The sequence below is a fragment of the Parabacteroides sp. AF17-28 genome (assembly GCF_003479205.1).
Taxonomy (GTDB): Bacteria; Bacteroidota; Bacteroidia; order Bacteroidales; family Tannerellaceae; genus Parabacteroides; species Parabacteroides acidifaciens.
On the sequence record NZ_QUGV01000019.1, the window covers coordinates 17,066 to 32,842 of the forward strand.

Consider the following 15,777-nt stretch of genomic DNA (forward strand, 5'->3'; position numbering starts at 1 on the left):
TGATTCTGACGGGATAACCTTATTTAAATCAGCCTATTGTTATGTTTGCACACTACTTTAAAATCGCTTTCCGCAATATGTGGAAATACAAGACGCAGTCGTTTACCGGTATTTTCGGGTTGGCTTTCGGACTGGCCTGTTTCGTCCCTGCACTCTATTGGATGCATTATGAAACCTCTTACGACAGTTTCTATCCCGATGCGGAACATATTTACCGCGTCCATACCGTAGAAAAACAATCGGGGAAAGTGAATAAAGTCGCATCGAAGATTATGGAAAAGAAGATGCGTGAGCAGTTTCCGGCAGTGGAAGCGTCTACCTGTCTGATGAGCGGAAAGGAAAATTGTCGTACTGAAGAAATACCGCACGTCCGGATGAGTATGCTTTATGCCGACAATACTTTTTTCAGTGTTTTCCCACAGACATTTGTTAGCGGAGATGCCGTGCAGCCACTGCAAGTTATTAATAACATGATTCTTACGGAAACGATGGCCGTACGTCTGTTTGGCGATGCGGAGAAAGCGATCGGTCAGAAGGTGCAAAATACGATCAGGGCGGATTGGCCGCCTTACACGGTCACAGCCGTAATAAAAGACCTGCCGCCCAACAGTAATCTGCTGTTTGATGCTATCATTTATCACGATATGCTGAAATCTTTCTCCGAGTTCCCGGAAGAGTCACAGTGGAAGATGTTCTTTATGGAACTGTATGTGAAGTTCAATCCTCACGCGAATACCGGAGAAATAGCTGAGCAGTTGCGCGATCTCGCTTCGCGGCTGGGCACCAATCCCGATATCGAGTTGCGGATGCTTCCTATTGGCGATGTCCGCCACAAGCTGGATTCCGATGCTCCGTTTACCATGAATTTTATCGGGCTTTTCGTGGCGTCCGGAATCTTGTTGTTGCTTACGGCGATATTCAACTTCCTGAACCTGCATCTCGACCTTTTCCGCCAACGCATCCGCGAGTTACGCTTGCGTACGGTGCATGGTGCGTCGGGCGGGCAACTCATCTGGCAGATGATGTTCGAGCTGTCTTGTTCTATCCTTTTGGCATTGTTGCCGGCTTGTTGTTTCGTCGTAATTGCCTGTCCGCTCTTTTCCGGTTTGCTCGGGATTGAGATCGGGATGGTGCAGGTCGTTCTGCTGCTTGCTGTTTGCGGTATGGGAGTGATGGTGTTGATGATGTCCGTCGGTTCTGTCCTTTTCTGGCGGTTGAGCCGGTTGGCTATGCGTCCCCGGCCGGAAGGACAGGCAATCGGTAGGCCGGCGTTGCGGCGTATGGCTGTGTCCTTGCAACTTGTTGTCAGTGTGGTTTTCATTGTTGCAGCATGGGTCGTTATGATGCAAATGAGTTTTGTCAACCATAAAGATTTAGGGTTCGACCGTCGCGGGATCATACAGTTGTCCGGGTTTACGGATTATTCGGGAAAAGTGGAGAAGGTCCTGATACATGAACTTGCGGCTATCCCGCAAATCGAAAATATCACCGATGCCAGCTTCGAGCCCCAACACAAAGCGAGCCCCTTTACGACAGTCACCGATGTGGATTGGCCGGGAAAACCGGTATCAGAGAAGCCGGCTTTTAACCTTCTCTTTACCGACAGCCGGTTTGCCGAAACATTCGGACTGAAAATGCTTATGGGGGAATGGTGGGACGAAGGTCAAACCAAAAAGATTGTTCTCAACGAAGAAGCTGTCCGGGTGATGGAACTTAGCGAACCGGTGGGTTCTATTGTCCGTATGCCCTCTTTTGATGATAATTCGATGATGGAGGACTACGAAGTGGCGGGTGTGGTTCGCGATTTTCACACGCTGTCGCTCCGTAACCGCATCAGTCCGACTTTCTTTGTGCAGTCTCCAGCTCTGTATAATACCTTGTATATCCATGTCACGCCCGGGCAGGAAATGGAGGTTATACGGCGGGTTACCGCTATGCTTCCTGATATCGATGCAACGTTGGTCGATGCGCATCTGACGCCGATAAGCGAGTTGTACGATCGTCTCAACCAGTCGGAACAGGCAGGTCTGAAAATGTTTTCCGTCTTGGCGGGCGTCTGCCTGCTGATCTCGTTATTCGGCATTTATGCCGTAGCTGCCGCTGCATCCCGGCGTCGTCGCAAGGAGATTGCCATCCGTAAAGTGGTGGGGGCTGAGGTGAACAGCATTGTCCGTATGTTTTTCCGTGAATACACATCGTTGGTTGTCTTTGCGGGTGTCGTTGCACTTCCGTTGGCCTACATTGCTATGAGCCGTTGGTTACAAGGATATGCCTATCGTACGAATATCCCCTGGTGGTTGTTGGCGGGAGTGATTACGGGTGTCGTTATGGTAGTCCTGCTAACAGTTTTGGGACAGGTATTGAAGGCCGCCAACAGTAATCCGGCGGATGTGGTGAAGAGCGAGTGAGCTACCGATTCAAATTTTGAATCTTCTGCAAACAGAAACTACAATAACCCCTTTTTCTGGCGTTTTTCTATTTCATCTGAAATCTTGATCGATTTTGAACTGACTTTTTTCATTGTTTTAGCCTGTTCAACTGACAACAGATAAAATGAGGTGCGCAGCCCATTCCAAAAAGCGTGCAATCTGATTACTGAAAACCGGAAACGCCGTCAAAGTGATAAAGCTTAACTCCCGGAGAATCGAATATTTGAAAATAAAACGGACGGCGTTCCAAATATCGTAAGGAAATTCAGGTGCTTTTTTGCCCTAAAGACGGTCCTCTTTTCAATTACGACCGTCCAAATCGCCATTACGACCGTGCTAATCTTCGCGAGGTGCCGAGTGCACTACACATTAGCACGGTCGTAATGGCAAAGAGGACGGTCGTAATTGTTGAAAACGCTCAAAAAAGAGGAAAAAGTCCCTTTTTGAGGTCAAAAAAGCGGATTAACATTTGTTTTGTTTCGGATGTCTTTTGGGCTTGAAAAAGGCGTTTTTTACAATAAGCCCCCCCCGGATAGTTGAAAGTTAAGAGTTGAAAGTTGAAAGTTGGAAGGGAACGCAAAATGACATGCTGTGATGGATCCGGATTTTTCAATTTGCATTCATGTTTATACAACCAAAAAAGGCCGGAACAGAGTTCCAGCCTTTTTTGGTTGTGTTTAGCCTTTTCTTTTAAATAGCGGGAGAGTAAGGTGTTCTTTTGTGTTGGTTGGGAAAATAAAAAAAGCAATCATGCAAATCATGATTGCTCTCTATTAAATGGTGGGCGTTGACGGATTCGAACCGCCGACCCTCTGCTTGTAAGGCAGATGCTCTGAACCAGCTGAGCTAAACGCCCGAATGTGAAATCAATTTGGTAGTGAGTGGGCGTTGACGGATTCGAACCGCCGACCCTCTGCTTGTAAGGCAGATGCTCTGAACCAGCTGAGCTAAACGCCCAAAGTGAAATCAATTCGTTATGAAAGGTGGGCGTTGACGGATTCGAACCGCCGACCCTCTGCTTGTAAGGCAGATGCTCTGAACCAGCTGAGCTAAACGCCCTTTCATTCTTCATTAAGTAAAGTTGTACGCTCTATCTCTCTAAAGCGCTGCAAAGATACGGCTTTTTTTATTACCTCCAAATATTTTAGAGAAAAAGTAGAAAAAAACTGCTTCTCTACCTATATGTATTAAGATTTATAGTAACTTTGCAGCTCCATATTAATAATGTATATGATATTTTCGACACTGACAGCAATTTCGCCTGTAGACGGGCGATACAGAAATAAAGCCGAGAACCTGGCGGCTTACTTTTCAGAATATGCACTCATCAAGTATAGAGTGCAGGTGGAGATAGAGTATTTTATTACTCTGTCCGAGTTTCTCCCGCAGCTTCAAGCTTTGGCTACTGCGGAGAACAAAGAGGCTTTGCGGAAAATTTATCGCGAGTTTTCAGTTGAGGACGCAACCCGTATTAAAGAGATCGAGAGCGTAACAAACCATGATGTAAAGGCAGTTGAATATTTTATTAAGGAAAAGTTTGATCAGTTGTCTTTGCAGGAGTATAAGGAATTTATCCATTTCGGATTGACCTCACAGGATATTAACAATACTTCTGTCCCCTTGTCTATAAAAGATGCGTTGAACGAGGTGTACTACCCCGGCTTGCAGGAAGTGATCGACATGTTGAAGAAATATGCCGAAGACTGGGCGGAGGTTTCCATGTTGGCCAAGACACACGGGCAACCGGCTTCTCCGACTCGGTTGGGGAAGGAAGTAATGGTGTTCGTTTACCGTTTGGAACAGCAGGTGAAGCTGTTGAAAGCGACTCCTGTTTCTGCCAAGTTCGGCGGGGCAACCGGTAATTTCAATGCGCACCATGTGGCTTACCCGGAATATGACTGGAAGGCATTTGGAAATAAGTTTGTGAATGAAGTGTTAGGGCTGAGCCGTGAGGAATGGACCACGCAGATTTCCAACTACGACAACCTGGCTGCTATTTTCGACGGGATGAAACGGATCGATACGATCTTGATCGACCTGTGCCGCGATTTCTGGCAGTATGTTTCGATGGAATATTTCAAACAGAAGATCAAAGCCGGCGAGGTGGGATCTTCCGCCATGCCGCATAAGGTAAACCCGATTGACTTCGAAAACGCAGAAGGCAACTTGGGTATGGCAAATGCTATCTTGACACATCTGGCGATGAAGTTGCCGATTTCGCGTTTGCAGCGCGACTTGACAGACTCTACGGTGCTTCGTAATGTCGGTGTACCCATGGCCCATATTGAAATAGCATTCAAAAGCTTAACAAAAGGACTGGGTAAGTTGTTATTGAACGAGAAAGCGTTGTACCGGGATTTGGATAACTGCTGGGCTGTGGTGGCCGAAGGCATTCAGACTATTCTTCGTCGTGAAGGATATCCGAAACCTTACGAAGCATTGAAAGCCTTAACCCGTACAAACGAAGGCATTACTGCCGGATCGATCAGTGATTTTATCGATCAGTTGCAGGTTTGCGATGCTGTTAAAGCAGAATTAAAGGCGATAACGCCGCATAATTATACAGGTATTTAGTGAGAAACAATGGGTAGCCGTGAGGTTACCAAGTAGTTAATTATCATTTAATTTACAACAAATGAGCACAGAAGAAAGAGATGAATCTCAACCGCGTCCAAGAAAGGTGATACCAAGTATCAGACGGGAAAACACAGACCAGGATTCTGAAAGAAGACCTTACAATCAAGGTTATAACAGACCTGAAGGAAACAACTATGAACGGAGACCGTATAACCGTCCAACTCGGGATGACCGTGGCGGTTATAACTCTTATGGGGACAACCGCTCTTCTTATGGGGACAGACCGAGTCGTCCGCGTACGTATGATAACCGCGAAGGTGGCGGTTACAATAAACCGTATAACCGCGACAATGGTGGAAACCGTGGCTATGGTAACAATCGTGAAGGAGGTTACAACAGCAGACCTTCTTATGGAAACAATCGTCCGTCTTACGGAAATGATCGTCCTTCTTACGGCAATGACCGCTCTTATGGCGGTGATCGTCCGTCCTATGGCGATCGTCCGTACAATCGTCCGACTCGTCCCAGCAACTATGAAGACAGGGGCAAAGCATACTCTGCTACTCCGGCCGGTGAAGGTGTTTCGGGTGACGGCGTAAAGAAAAGAAGACCACGTGTAGGGGATACCCGCGTAAGTTCGCCTTACGACAACCGTGATAATCGCGGTGGCAGACCTTCATACGGTAACAATCGTCCTTATGGCAATAATGGCGGTGGCGGACGTGGCGGTTATAATAACAACAGACGTCCGAACAATAATCGCCGTACGGGTGATTATAATCCGAATGCCAAGTACAACTTCCAGAAGCAGTTGAAGTATAAGGAAGTGTTGGCTGATCCGAACGAACCGATCCGTTTGAATAAGTTCTTGTCTAACGCAGGTGTTTGTTCACGTCGCGAGGCAGATGAATTTATCCAGGCAGGTGCCGTTAAGGTTAACGACGTGGTGGTAACTGAATTGGGTACGAAGATCACACGCCAGGATAAGGTGTTGTTCAACGAACAGCCGGTTCAGATCGAAAGCAAGGTGTATATCGTGCTGAATAAGCCGAAGAATTGCGTGACGACATCCGATGACCCGCAGGAACGTCTGACTGTTATGGATTTGGTAAAGAACGCTTGCCAGGAACGTATTTATCCGGTAGGCCGTCTGGACCGCAATACGACAGGTGTACTGCTGTTGACTAACGATGGCGATCTGGCTTCCAAGCTGACTCATCCGTCATTCAAGAAGAAAAAGATCTACCACGTATGGTTGGATAAGAACGTGTCTATCGAAGATATGGAAAAGATCGCTAACGGATTGGAACTGGAAGACGGAGAAATCCATGCCGACGCAATCAGTTACGCAAGCGAAGAGGATAAGAGCCAGGTCGGTATTGAAATCCACTCCGGACGTAACCGTATTGTACGCCGTATTTTCGAATCACTCGGCTATCATGTGATTAAACTGGACCGTGTCTATTTTGCCGGCCTGACCAAAAAGAACCTGGGACGTGGAAAGTGGCGTTATCTGAACGAACGTGAGGTGAACGCGCTCCGCATGGGTGCTTTTGAATAAATATAAGAGTTTAGCCGGTTGGAAAAGCCGGCTAACTTGTTTTGATTACCTAAGAATAAAAATATAAACATGGAAGCAATTAAAAGAACAAAGATTGTAGATGTGCTGAAAAGCGATGCTTTCGGTACGACCGTTAATGTGAAAGGCTGGGTGCGTACCCGGCGTGGTAGTAAACAGGTTAGTTTTATAGCCCTGAACGACGGTTCTACAATAAATAATGTTCAGATCGTTGTAGACGTGGATAAGCTGGGCGAAGAATATCTGAAGCCGATTACGACAGGCGCCAGTATCAGTGTAAACGGTACGTTGGTGCAGTCGCAGGGGAAAGGCCAGAGTGTCGAGATCCAGGCTACCGAGATCGAAATTTACGGTAGTGCGGACCCGAATACATATCCTTTGCAGAAGAAAGGTCATTCGATGGAATTCCTGCGTGAGATCGCTCACCTCCGTCCGCGTACGAATACGTTCGGAGCAGTATTCCGTATCCGTCATAACATGGCTTATGCCATTCATAAATTTTTCCATGACAGAGGTTTCTTCTATTTCCACACACCGCTGATCACAGCTTCCGACTGTGAGGGCGCAGGACAGATGTTCCAGGTAACGACGATGAACCTGTACGATCTGAAGAAGGATGAAAACGGATCTATCATTTATGATAACGACTTCTTCGGCAAACAGGCAAGCCTGACTGTTTCCGGCCAGTTGGAAGGCGAGTTGGCTGCCACGGCTTTAGGACAGATTTATACGTTCGGCCCGACATTCCGTGCTGAAAACTCCAATACGCCGCGTCACTTGGCCGAGTTTTGGATGATCGAACCGGAAGTGGCTTTCAACGATATCCTGGACAATATGCAGTTGGCTGAAGAGTTCATCAAGTACTGTGTACAATGGGCTTTGGATAACTGTATGGACGATATCAAGTTCTTGAACGATATGTTCGACAAGGGGCTGATCGAACGTCTGCAAGGTGTGTTGAAAGACGACTTTGTCCGCTTGGCTTATACGGAAGGAATCAAGATTCTGGAAGAAGCGGTAGCCAAGGGCCATCAGTTTGAATTCCCGGTATATTGGGGTGTCGATCTGGCTTCCGAGCATGAACGCTATCTCGTTGAAGAGCATTTCAAACGTCCGGTTATCCTGACTGATTATCCGAAAGAGATCAAGGCTTTCTATATGAAGCAGAATGAAGACGGCAAGACAGTCCGTGCGATGGATGTATTGTTCCCGAAAATCGGTGAGATCATCGGCGGTTCCGAACGTGAAGCTGATTATGACAAGTTGATGAACCGTATCGATGAAATGGGTATTCCGATGAAGGATATGTGGTGGTATCTCGATACACGCCGCTTCGGAACTGTGCCTCATTCCGGTTTCGGTTTAGGTTTCGAACGCCTGCTGCTGTTTGTTACAGGTATGACAAACATCCGCGATGTGATTCCTTTCCCGCGTACACCGAAGAATGCAGATTTCTGATCTGTATCCGCATAATAAATAAAAAACTCCGCGTAGTCCAGAAGTTCTGCGCGGAGTTTTTTTTATTTATTCATCATCCAGGTCGATTGGAATCTGCCGTTTGAATGCTTCCTTAAAGGAGATGAGCGATTCGGTCCGGGCAAGCCCCAATGGCTGCAGTTTATTATGGATGATGCTTAGTAAGTGCTGGTTATTTTTGGCATATATCTTAATGAACAGGTCATATTGTCCTGTGGTATAGTGGCATTCTACTACTTCGGGAATCTCCTTTAGAGCTTCCGTTACGGCGGGAAACTGTCCGGGTGATTTGAGGAATAAGCCCATATACGCACATGTTTCATAGCCGACTTTCGTATTGTCGACAATGAATTCGGAACCTTTGATAACACCCAGATTTGTCAGTTTCTGAATGCGTTGGTGTATAGCAGCCCCCGATACATTACACTCCCTTGCCACTTCAAGGAAAGGCATACGGGCATTGCCTATGATTAATTTTAATATCTTCTCGTCAAGTTCATCCAGTTGATGGTGTGCCATAATTTATCTATATTTGTATATCTGTATTATCTGTTCTTACAATCTTAATACAAATATAATTAATCTCTAATGATTAATCCATATTTTTTAGTATAATATTTTATTTTGTAAGTCTCTTTTGTAATAGTAATCATCAATTTTATGGTCTTATGGATTTAAAATCAACAGTAATATGTAAGCCGGTTAAGGATTTTACCGATCCGGTATTGGATTTGATAGAGAAAACATATACGGAATCTTTTCCGGAAGAGGAACGTCGTGACTTCTCGCTTGTGCGTGGTTTGGTAAAAGACGAACCTCGTTTTGTCGTATATGCCTTGTCGAGAGATGGCCGGTATGCCGGCTTCATCACCGGTTGGCTTTTCGATGGTTACACGTATGCGGAGCATTTTGCCATCGATCCGTCAGCCCGTAATGGTGGGATAGGGGCTGAGGCTATGAAGCAATTCCTTGCCTTTTGCGGAACTCCGGTCGTATTGGAAGTAGAGATGCCTGCTGACGAGATGAGTCGGCGCAGAATCGGCTTTTATGAGCGCTTAGGCTATACGTTAGATCATCATGTCTATCATCAACCTCCTTACAGGGATGGCGGGGAATGGCTGGAAATGCGGCTTATGACGTATGGAAATATTGATCTGGAACATTCTTTCGAGCAGGTAAAGAATTGTCTGCATAAGTATGTTTATGGCGTTAAAGGTTTATGATCCGGATAGAAAAACAATAAAAAAAGGCGGGGTTTTCACCTCGCCTTTTTTGTAAGTATATCCTCGGATCAGTCTGCTGCCTGACGGGCAGAATAACTAATCTTCAATGCGTATGCTTCACGAAGCGCTTGCTTAACGTCTGTGATCAGACCCATCTTGGTTTCTTGATCGGCCTTGATAGATACAGTCATAAACGGCTGGTCATCTTCTTTCATACTGGATTTTTCCTGTGCGATGTAATCCTGAATTTCTGCTACTTCAGCGAACTTGTCGTTCAACTGCAGACGAGCTTCAGAACCCATCTTAGCCTGATATTCCGCTGTCGGCTTTCCTACATAGATGAACGTAACCAACGATTTCTTTTCCAGCTTCTGAAGTTCAGTAGCCTGTGGAGCTCGGAATTGTACCATCAATGTTACTTCACGCATAGATGTTACCATCATGATGAAGAACAAGAAAGCGAACACCAAGTCAGGTAATGATGACGTATTCAATTCGGGCATTTCACGTCCGCCCGCTTTACTAAACTTTCCCATTACTTTTTATCTCCATAATTTTTGGGTTCTGCTTCAGATATCTTTTGCGGATAAATCTGCTGCACAGCCTTTTGTTGTTCTTCTTCCAGATCTGCAAATGCTTTTCCGAATTTCTTTCTGGAAATATCATCACGCAGTTCATTGTATGCTTTAGCCAGTTCATTCTGAACACTAATATATGCCTGATATTCAGTACCACGGTCATTCTGCAAAGAAATAACGTGTTTTTTAGCGGTCATCACTTTTCCAAAGAAAGGAACATCCTCTTCTGTTTTTTCGGGCTTATTAGCATCGTTAAACGGATTATCAATGAAATCCTTAACCTTGTCTTTCAATTGCTTGATGTCGACGAATTGATCGCCGCAGAGAATCTGGTTGTTACTGTTGATCAGTACGACCAGCAAGTTTCTCTTGTTTACATCAACATCATTCTTCTTTTGATCTTTAGGTACAGGAGGCGGCAAACGTCTTGCCAAACCTTTATCTGTATCCATGGATGTAGTAATAAGGAAGAAGATCAGCAACATGAAAGCAATATCGGCTGAAGAAGAACCATTGATACCCGGTGTCTTTCTTTTCTTACCCATTTCTTTCTTGTTTAATCAAATTTCGTTATTACTATTATTTAATCATTCTTTTAACAGAGCCCCAAACTACACAGGCAATGATCAAAACCAACAGAACAACTGTAGACATAATCCACATATCTGTGATTTTCAACCAACCGGCTGTGTTGAATTCTTGTGAGTCTGCATTCAATCCATTCAACGGAGTAGCATCACCTATGGAATAAGTAATGAACATCATTGCTGCGAATGCAACTACTACAACTAATGAGGTAACTGCTGATTTAGGATTTACTTTCAGTAAGGTGATAAACTGCCAGATAGCAAATAACACCATACTAATGATCGTGATAAAGAATAATGCAGAAGTCCAGTTTAACAACAGACCTGTATGTACATATTCTATCATTTCTTCGCCCGGGTTGACTACGCCTCCCCCGAAGAACATACCCAGTACGACAAGGCTGATCAATGATACGATCAGCAGTGTCCAGCTGGACATTTTTCTTATTTTAGTAACTGCCATAGTTGTCTATTATTTTTTGAATTTAAGGTTGTATTTGATAACTAAGTCCAGCAAAGTGATAGAAGCATCTTCCATCTGGTTCAGGATAGCTTCCAATTTGCTCAACAAATAGTTATAGAATACCTGAAGGATCAAAGCTACGATCAAACCACCTACTGTTGTGATCAAAGCCACTTTCATACCACCGGCAACAACCGTCGGGCTGATATCACCAACCTGTTCGATTTTATCGAACGCCATGATCATACCGACTACAGTACCCAAGAATCCTAATGACGGAGCCATAGCGATAAACAATGTGATCCAAGACATGTTCTTTTCCAAAAGACCGCCCTGAACACCACCGTAAGAAACGATAGATTTTTCAACAACGTCAATACCCTGATCAATTCTCATCAAACCTTGGTATGCGATAGAAGCGATAGGACCTCTTGTATCACGAGCAATAGCTTTAGCTCCTTCTACATCTCCTTTATCCAATGCGTCTTCAATACCTTTCAGCAATTTGCTTGAATTAGTTTCAGCCAAGTTCAGGTAGATGATTCTTTCCAAGCAGAAAGCCAAACCGAAAATCAATGCAATGGCAACCAAACTCATAAAGTTGGCACCACCTTCGATAAACTTAGTCTTTAAAGCTTGGTACATACCACCTTCAATAGCGGCTTCGGTTGCTTCTTGCGCGAATGCTACGGAAGTGATTCCAAGAGCACATAAACTCATGAATGTTTTTGCAAAATACTTTTTCATTGTGTGTTTAATTTTTAAGATTAATAATTCTCTTATTTGTTTTTATTTTTTTGTTATTAATAATCATCATGGTTCCTTAAAGCGGAGAGAGCGGGATTCGAACCCGCGAAACCCTTTAGAGGTTTACACGCTTTCCAGGCGTGCCTCTTCAACCACTCGAGCATCTCTCCAAAAGCGAGCTACCGCTTTTTTCTAAAACGGGTGCAAAATACGAAAAAAATCGCATATCCAAACGTTTCAGTGCACAAATCTATAGTTTTTGCCTGATATATTCACAATATCTGGCGGATAAATTTAGAATACGGACGAAAATATCTCACTATCTCGGTTTATTCTCGATTTTAAACAAATTCAACGCGTTTTTTCTTGTCGTTTCAACCGTCTCTTCGAGTGTTAGTCCATAGGTTTGAGCGACTCTTTCAGCTGTTTTCCAAATATAGACCGGCTCGTTCCTTTTTCCCCGGTAAGGGACAGGTGCGAGATAGGGAGCGTCTGTTTCCAAAACTATTTTATGGATGTCTGTCTGCCGGATAATTTCCGATAATCGTGAGTTTTTGAAAGTTATTACGCCATTGATTCCGATTTTGAAGTTTGTTAATTTTTTTATTTCTTCAAGCTCGTCCTCATTTCCTGTAAAACTATGGAATACTCCGGTCATTTTTTCACACCCTACCTTATATAAGGAGTCGAAAACTTCCGGGAACGCATCACGGGTGTGGATGGCGACCGGCAGCTCGAGGTCGATACTCCATCGGAGTTGTTCCTCGAATACTTCTTTTTGCTGCTTCAGATAGGTTTTATCCCAATACAGGTCGATGCCGATTTCGCCTATTCCGCAGTACGGGCGTTTATTTAGCCAGGACTCCGTTGTCTTCAGGTTTTCGGCATAGTGCTCGTCCACACTTGTCGGATGCAGCCCCATCATCGGATAGGCAAAATCCGGATAGCGGTCGCATAGGTCGTGCATCCGTCCGATCGTAGTCGTGTCTACATTGGGAAGGAGCAAGGCGTCGATGCCGGACTCTTTTGCGATGGCGACCAGTTCATCCTGTTGCGGGTCGAACTCTTCCAGATATAGATGATTATGTGTGTCGATCAGCTTCATATCAAGACTGGCGGTTCATTAAACGGGCACTGATTTCTTTTAATATGTTCAATCTTTCGGGAGCAACACTTAGCGATGCCAGGCATTTCATTGCCTGTTCGTAATAAATGTGTATTTTGTCTTCGGATAACTCCTTCAGATGCAATTGGCTGTAAATATCTGTTACAGCCGCGATCTTCTCTGCCGGATCGAATGTCTTTTTACTGATCCAGTTTTCCAGCTCTGCTTTTTGTGCGTCCGAAGCACGGCGAAGCGCGTTGATCAGCATAAATGTCTTTTTGTTACACAAAATGTCCCCGCCGATGTTTTTGCCGAAAGTAGCTGTGTCTCCATATACGTCCAGCAGGTCGTCTTGCAGTTGGAATGCCAGCCCGATGTTGATACCGTATTGATACAATGCCTCTGCATCAGCTTTCGAAGCATTTCCTGCAATCGCTCCCATTTTCAAGGCGCAGGCGATCAGTACAGCCGTCTTCAGCCGGATCATTTCAATGTATTCTTCTTCCGTCACGTCTGTTCTCGATTCGAACTCCATGTCGTACTGTTGTCCGCCGCAGATTTCAAGTGCGGTAACGGTAAACAGGTTCAGTATTTCTTTTAATGATTCGGATTTCGTTTCACCGATCAGTTGGTAGGCCGCGATCAGCATGGCATCACCGGAGAGGATAGACGTGTTTGCATTCCATACTTTGTGTACGGTCGGTTTGTTTCTTCGCATGTCGGCTTCGTCCATCAGGTCGTCATGCAGAAGCGTGAAGTTGTGGAATACTTCGAGTCCGAGTGCGGGTTTGACCGCATCCTCTACATCTTCTTTATACAGGTTACAAGCCATCAATACCAATGCCGGACGGATTCTTTTCCCTCCCAATGAAAGGATGTATTCGATCGGGTCGTATAAGCTTTTGGGAGGATGGGGGAATTGAAGCTGGGCGATTTCCTGCTCTATCTTTTGTAAGATATCATTAAAAGCGTACATAAATCATTTGTTTAAATAAAAAAGGCTGCTTTCAATCGCAGCCTTTTATACTATTTACATGTTATTATTGCAGTCTGAATGTAACAGGCACTGTATATTTAACACGTACAGGTTTACCTCTCTGCTTACCAGGTGACCACTTCGGCATGCTGTTGATCACACGGAGAGCTTCTTTGTCCAACGATGGGTCAACACCACGAATAACTTCAGCGTCTACGATGGAACCGTCTTTGTTAACCACGAACGAGCAGGATACACGACCCTGGATTCCGTTTTCCTGTGCAATAACCGGATATTTGATTGATTTTGACAGGTACTGTAACAAAGCCATCTGGCCGCCCGGGAATTCAGGCATTGTTTCTACGACCGTAAAGATCTGCTGTGAAGATTCTTCTTCTTCCTCTACTACTGCAGGAGGCGTATAGGCTTCAACCTGTGCTGAAGAAGCGTCGTCTTCAGAAGAAATGATGTCTACATCATCCAACTTAACGTCATCTTCTACAACGTTCAATTCCTCTGCAATAGCAGGTGCTGGGGGTGGCGGAGGAGGGGGAGGAGTATCCTCCGGTCTCGTGATTTCCACTTCTTCTTCCGCGATGATATCAGCAACGCCCCCACTCTGGACGATTGTGACCTCGCGGTCGCTCCATTCGAAGCCGACGAACAGTACTGCAAGTCCGACGATCATGCCCATCAGGACACCTAACGTCTTACCTTTTTCCAGGTCCGCTTTTGGTGATTTCTTAACTTCCATATCTCTTAATGTTTAAAGATGTGTTTTTCTTTTGCGACAAATATACGGATTATTTTCTAAATCCGAACGATTCGTATTAAATACTGATGCATTTTTACTTTTTTTTTGACTGGAAATAAAAATAATAGCTTCCATATACCTTTTTCCGGTTTTTCCCGTTTCTGTAATTGGGATGTTATATGCCCGCATTTATTATCTTTGTACGCATTTTACCAGATAAATATGAGACATTTTCTGTTTATATTCTTCTTTTCCTTTCTGTTACAGGCTGCCGTTGCCCAGACCGGCGATGCCGGATACACGTTCCTGCGTTATCCGTCTTCGGCAAGGGCGAACGCGATGGGCGGCAATACGATGTCGCTGATCGAGCGGGACCCTTCGCTGATCTTTCATAACCCGGCCTTGTTAGGGGCAGAAATGGACAAGATGGTCAACTTGAACTACTTGAATTATATATCGGATATCAATGTCGGCAGCGCCCTTTTCACTCGCGCATTGAAGGAAAAAGCAGCTTGGGGCGTGGGAGCTTCGTTCTTCAGCCAGGGAAATATCCGGGGCATGTCGGTGGAAGGACTTCCGACGGGCGATTTTACGGCGAAGGATATCAGCGTGAACGGTTTCTTCTCATACGACCTTTCCGAACGCTGGCGCGGCGGGGTCGCACTCAAGTTCCTCTATTCCGGCATAGGAGATTACACCTCGATGGGGCTGGCTGTCGATGCCGGATTGAGCTATTATAATTCGGAAAAGGAGTTCTCTTTCGGCTTTGCTTTCAAGAATATCGGGGCACAACTGAAGGCATACGAAGACGAAAGGCAGAAGATGCCCTGGGATATCCAGATGGGAATCACAAAACGGATGGCACACGCTCCGATCCGCCTGTCGCTGACTGCCCAATACCTGACTAAGTGGAAACTCGATTATGTGGACGACACCGACAATACATACAAGGAAGACAATTTCTTCAAGTCTTTCATCAAACACATGGTGATCGGCGTCGACTATGTCCCTTCCGAAAACTTCTGGCTCGGCGTCGGATATAATCCCAAGACGGCTTTGGACATGAAGCTGCAGGGCGGGAATGCCCTTGCCGGTTTTTCCGGTGGCGCCGGTGTGAAGATCAAGATGTTCGACGTGGGCGTTTCGGTTGCCAAATATCATCCGTCGGCTCTTTCCATGATGCTGAGTATCTCTACTACGATCAGCGATTTCTAAGGACTGTCCTTTTCATGGGCACCTTTTATCCTTTTACTAACGTCTCGTAAGTTGTCCGCCGCCCGGTG

14 protein-coding genes and 4 tRNA genes are annotated in these 15,777 nt (G+C 45.2%); 6 read left to right on the forward strand and 12 right to left on the reverse strand.

What is annotated here, in order from left to right; genetic code table 11:
• The first annotated feature begins 41 nt into the window (after positions 1–41).
• On the forward strand, positions 42–2,408 hold the full coding sequence (locus tag DWW90_RS13865) for an ABC transporter permease (protein WP_122345391.1): 2,367 nt from the start codon (positions 42–44) through the stop codon (positions 2,406–2,408).
• A gap of 799 nt (positions 2,409–3,207) precedes the next feature.
• Here DWW90_RS13865 and DWW90_RS13875 read toward each other — a convergent pair.
• The 3 genes from DWW90_RS13875 to DWW90_RS13885 form a co-directional block, all read right to left on the reverse strand.
• Positions 3,208–3,285, reverse strand: a tRNA-Val gene (locus DWW90_RS13875).
• A 26-nt stretch (positions 3,286–3,311) separates the two neighbouring features.
• Positions 3,312–3,386, reverse strand: a tRNA-Val gene (locus DWW90_RS13880).
• 27 nt (positions 3,387–3,413) lie between these two features.
• Positions 3,414–3,488, reverse strand: a tRNA-Val gene (locus DWW90_RS13885).
• A gap of 171 nt (positions 3,489–3,659) precedes the next feature.
• Between DWW90_RS13885 and purB the strand changes: the two genes are divergently transcribed.
• The 3 genes from purB to asnS all read left to right on the forward strand — a co-directional run bounded on the left by purB (position 3,660) and on the right by asnS (position 8,043).
• Positions 3,660–5,003, forward strand: coding sequence for an adenylosuccinate lyase (gene purB / locus DWW90_RS13890; RefSeq protein ID WP_122345428.1), 1,344 nt, complete (start codon positions 3,660–3,662; stop codon positions 5,001–5,003).
• Positions 5,004–5,064: 61 nt separating this feature from the next.
• Positions 5,065–6,567 carry a pseudouridine synthase gene (locus DWW90_RS13895; protein WP_122345393.1) on the forward strand — a complete coding sequence of 501 codons (1,503 nt, stop codon included), beginning with the start codon at positions 5,065–5,067 and terminating at the stop codon, positions 6,565–6,567.
• Between the two features lie 69 nt (positions 6,568–6,636).
• Positions 6,637–8,043, forward strand: coding sequence for an asparagine--tRNA ligase (gene asnS / locus DWW90_RS13900; protein ID WP_122345394.1), 1,407 nt, complete (start codon positions 6,637–6,639; stop codon positions 8,041–8,043).
• A gap of 66 nt (positions 8,044–8,109) precedes the next feature.
• On the opposite strand, the gene DWW90_RS13905 is transcribed toward asnS, so the two are convergent.
• Entirely contained in the window at positions 8,110–8,580 is a 471-nt protein-coding gene (locus DWW90_RS13905; protein ID WP_115499388.1) for an Lrp/AsnC family transcriptional regulator, read from the reverse strand.
• 149 nt (positions 8,581–8,729) lie between these two features.
• Between DWW90_RS13905 and DWW90_RS13910 the strand changes: the two genes are divergently transcribed.
• A complete protein-coding gene (locus DWW90_RS13910) occupies positions 8,730–9,284 on the forward strand; it encodes a GNAT family N-acetyltransferase (protein WP_115499387.1) in 555 nt (184 codons plus the stop codon).
• Positions 9,285–9,352: 68 nt separating this feature from the next.
• Here the strand turns inward: DWW90_RS13910 and DWW90_RS13915 are convergent, their stop codons facing one another.
• The 8 genes from DWW90_RS13915 to DWW90_RS13950 all read right to left on the reverse strand — a co-directional run bounded on the left by DWW90_RS13915 (position 9,353) and on the right by DWW90_RS13950 (position 14,494).
• Entirely contained in the window at positions 9,353–9,820 is a 468-nt protein-coding gene (locus DWW90_RS13915; RefSeq protein ID WP_115499386.1) for a biopolymer transporter ExbD, read from the reverse strand.
• Positions 9,820–10,407 carry a biopolymer transporter ExbD gene (locus DWW90_RS13920; protein WP_115499385.1) on the reverse strand — a complete coding sequence of 196 codons (588 nt, stop codon included), beginning with the start codon at positions 10,405–10,407 and terminating at the stop codon, positions 9,820–9,822. The genes DWW90_RS13915 and DWW90_RS13920 overlap by 1 nt, the downstream gene beginning before the upstream one ends.
• 34 nt (positions 10,408–10,441) lie before the next feature.
• Positions 10,442–10,912 (reverse strand): hypothetical protein, encoded by a 471-nt coding sequence (locus tag DWW90_RS13925; protein WP_115499384.1) that lies wholly within the window; start codon positions 10,910–10,912, stop codon positions 10,442–10,444.
• A gap of 9 nt (positions 10,913–10,921) precedes the next feature.
• Positions 10,922–11,659 carry a MotA/TolQ/ExbB proton channel family protein gene (locus DWW90_RS13930; RefSeq protein ID WP_115499383.1) on the reverse strand — a complete coding sequence of 246 codons (738 nt, stop codon included), beginning with the start codon at positions 11,657–11,659 and terminating at the stop codon, positions 10,922–10,924.
• Between the two features lie 82 nt (positions 11,660–11,741).
• Positions 11,742–11,829 (reverse strand) — tRNA-Ser (locus DWW90_RS13935).
• Positions 11,830–11,978: 149 nt separating this feature from the next.
• A complete protein-coding gene (locus DWW90_RS13940) occupies positions 11,979–12,764 on the reverse strand; it encodes a TatD family hydrolase (protein WP_122345395.1) in 786 nt (261 codons plus the stop codon).
• 1 nt (position 12,765) lies between these two features.
• Positions 12,766–13,740 carry a polyprenyl synthetase family protein gene (locus DWW90_RS13945; RefSeq protein WP_122345396.1) on the reverse strand — a complete coding sequence of 325 codons (975 nt, stop codon included), beginning with the start codon at positions 13,738–13,740 and terminating at the stop codon, positions 12,766–12,768.
• Between the two features lie 64 nt (positions 13,741–13,804).
• Entirely contained in the window at positions 13,805–14,494 is a 690-nt protein-coding gene (locus DWW90_RS13950; RefSeq protein ID WP_115499380.1) for an energy transducer TonB, read from the reverse strand.
• 222 nt (positions 14,495–14,716) lie between these two features.
• On the opposite strand from DWW90_RS13950, the gene porQ reads away from it, so the two are divergent.
• A complete protein-coding gene (porQ, locus tag DWW90_RS13955; protein ID WP_115499379.1) occupies positions 14,717–15,709 on the forward strand; it encodes a type IX secretion system protein PorQ in 993 nt (330 codons plus the stop codon).
• Positions 15,710–15,777: the final 68 nt, after the last annotated feature.

Coding starts and splice junctions, on each gene's coding strand:
- DWW90_RS13905 (WP_115499388.1), bottom strand. CDS start 8,580: ATGGCACACCATCAACTGGATGAACTTGACGAGAAGATATTAAAATTA.
- purB (WP_122345428.1), top strand. CDS start 3,660: ATGATATTTTCGACACTGACAGCAATTTCGCCTGTAGACGGGCGATAC.
- asnS (WP_122345394.1), top strand. CDS start 6,637: ATGGAAGCAATTAAAAGAACAAAGATTGTAGATGTGCTGAAAAGCGAT.
- DWW90_RS13895 (WP_122345393.1), top strand. CDS start 5,065: ATGAGCACAGAAGAAAGAGATGAATCTCAACCGCGTCCAAGAAAGGTG.
- DWW90_RS13920 (WP_115499385.1), bottom strand. CDS start 10,407: ATGGGTAAGAAAAGAAAGACACCGGGTATCAATGGTTCTTCTTCAGCC.
- DWW90_RS13940 (WP_122345395.1), bottom strand. CDS start 12,764: ATGAAGCTGATCGACACACATAATCATCTATATCTGGAAGAGTTCGAC.
- DWW90_RS13945 (WP_122345396.1), bottom strand. CDS start 13,740: ATGTACGCTTTTAATGATATCTTACAAAAGATAGAGCAGGAAATCGCC.
- DWW90_RS13930 (WP_115499383.1), bottom strand. CDS start 11,659: ATGAAAAAGTATTTTGCAAAAACATTCATGAGTTTATGTGCTCTTGGA.
- DWW90_RS13865 (WP_122345391.1), top strand. CDS start 42: ATGTTTGCACACTACTTTAAAATCGCTTTCCGCAATATGTGGAAATAC.
- DWW90_RS13915 (WP_115499386.1), bottom strand. CDS start 9,820: ATGGGAAAGTTTAGTAAAGCGGGCGGACGTGAAATGCCCGAATTGAAT.
- DWW90_RS13925 (WP_115499384.1), bottom strand. CDS start 10,912: ATGGCAGTTACTAAAATAAGAAAAATGTCCAGCTGGACACTGCTGATC.
- DWW90_RS13950 (WP_115499380.1), bottom strand. CDS start 14,494: ATGGAAGTTAAGAAATCACCAAAAGCGGACCTGGAAAAAGGTAAGACG.
- porQ (WP_115499379.1), top strand. CDS start 14,717: ATGAGACATTTTCTGTTTATATTCTTCTTTTCCTTTCTGTTACAGGCT.
- DWW90_RS13910 (WP_115499387.1), top strand. CDS start 8,730: ATGGATTTAAAATCAACAGTAATATGTAAGCCGGTTAAGGATTTTACC.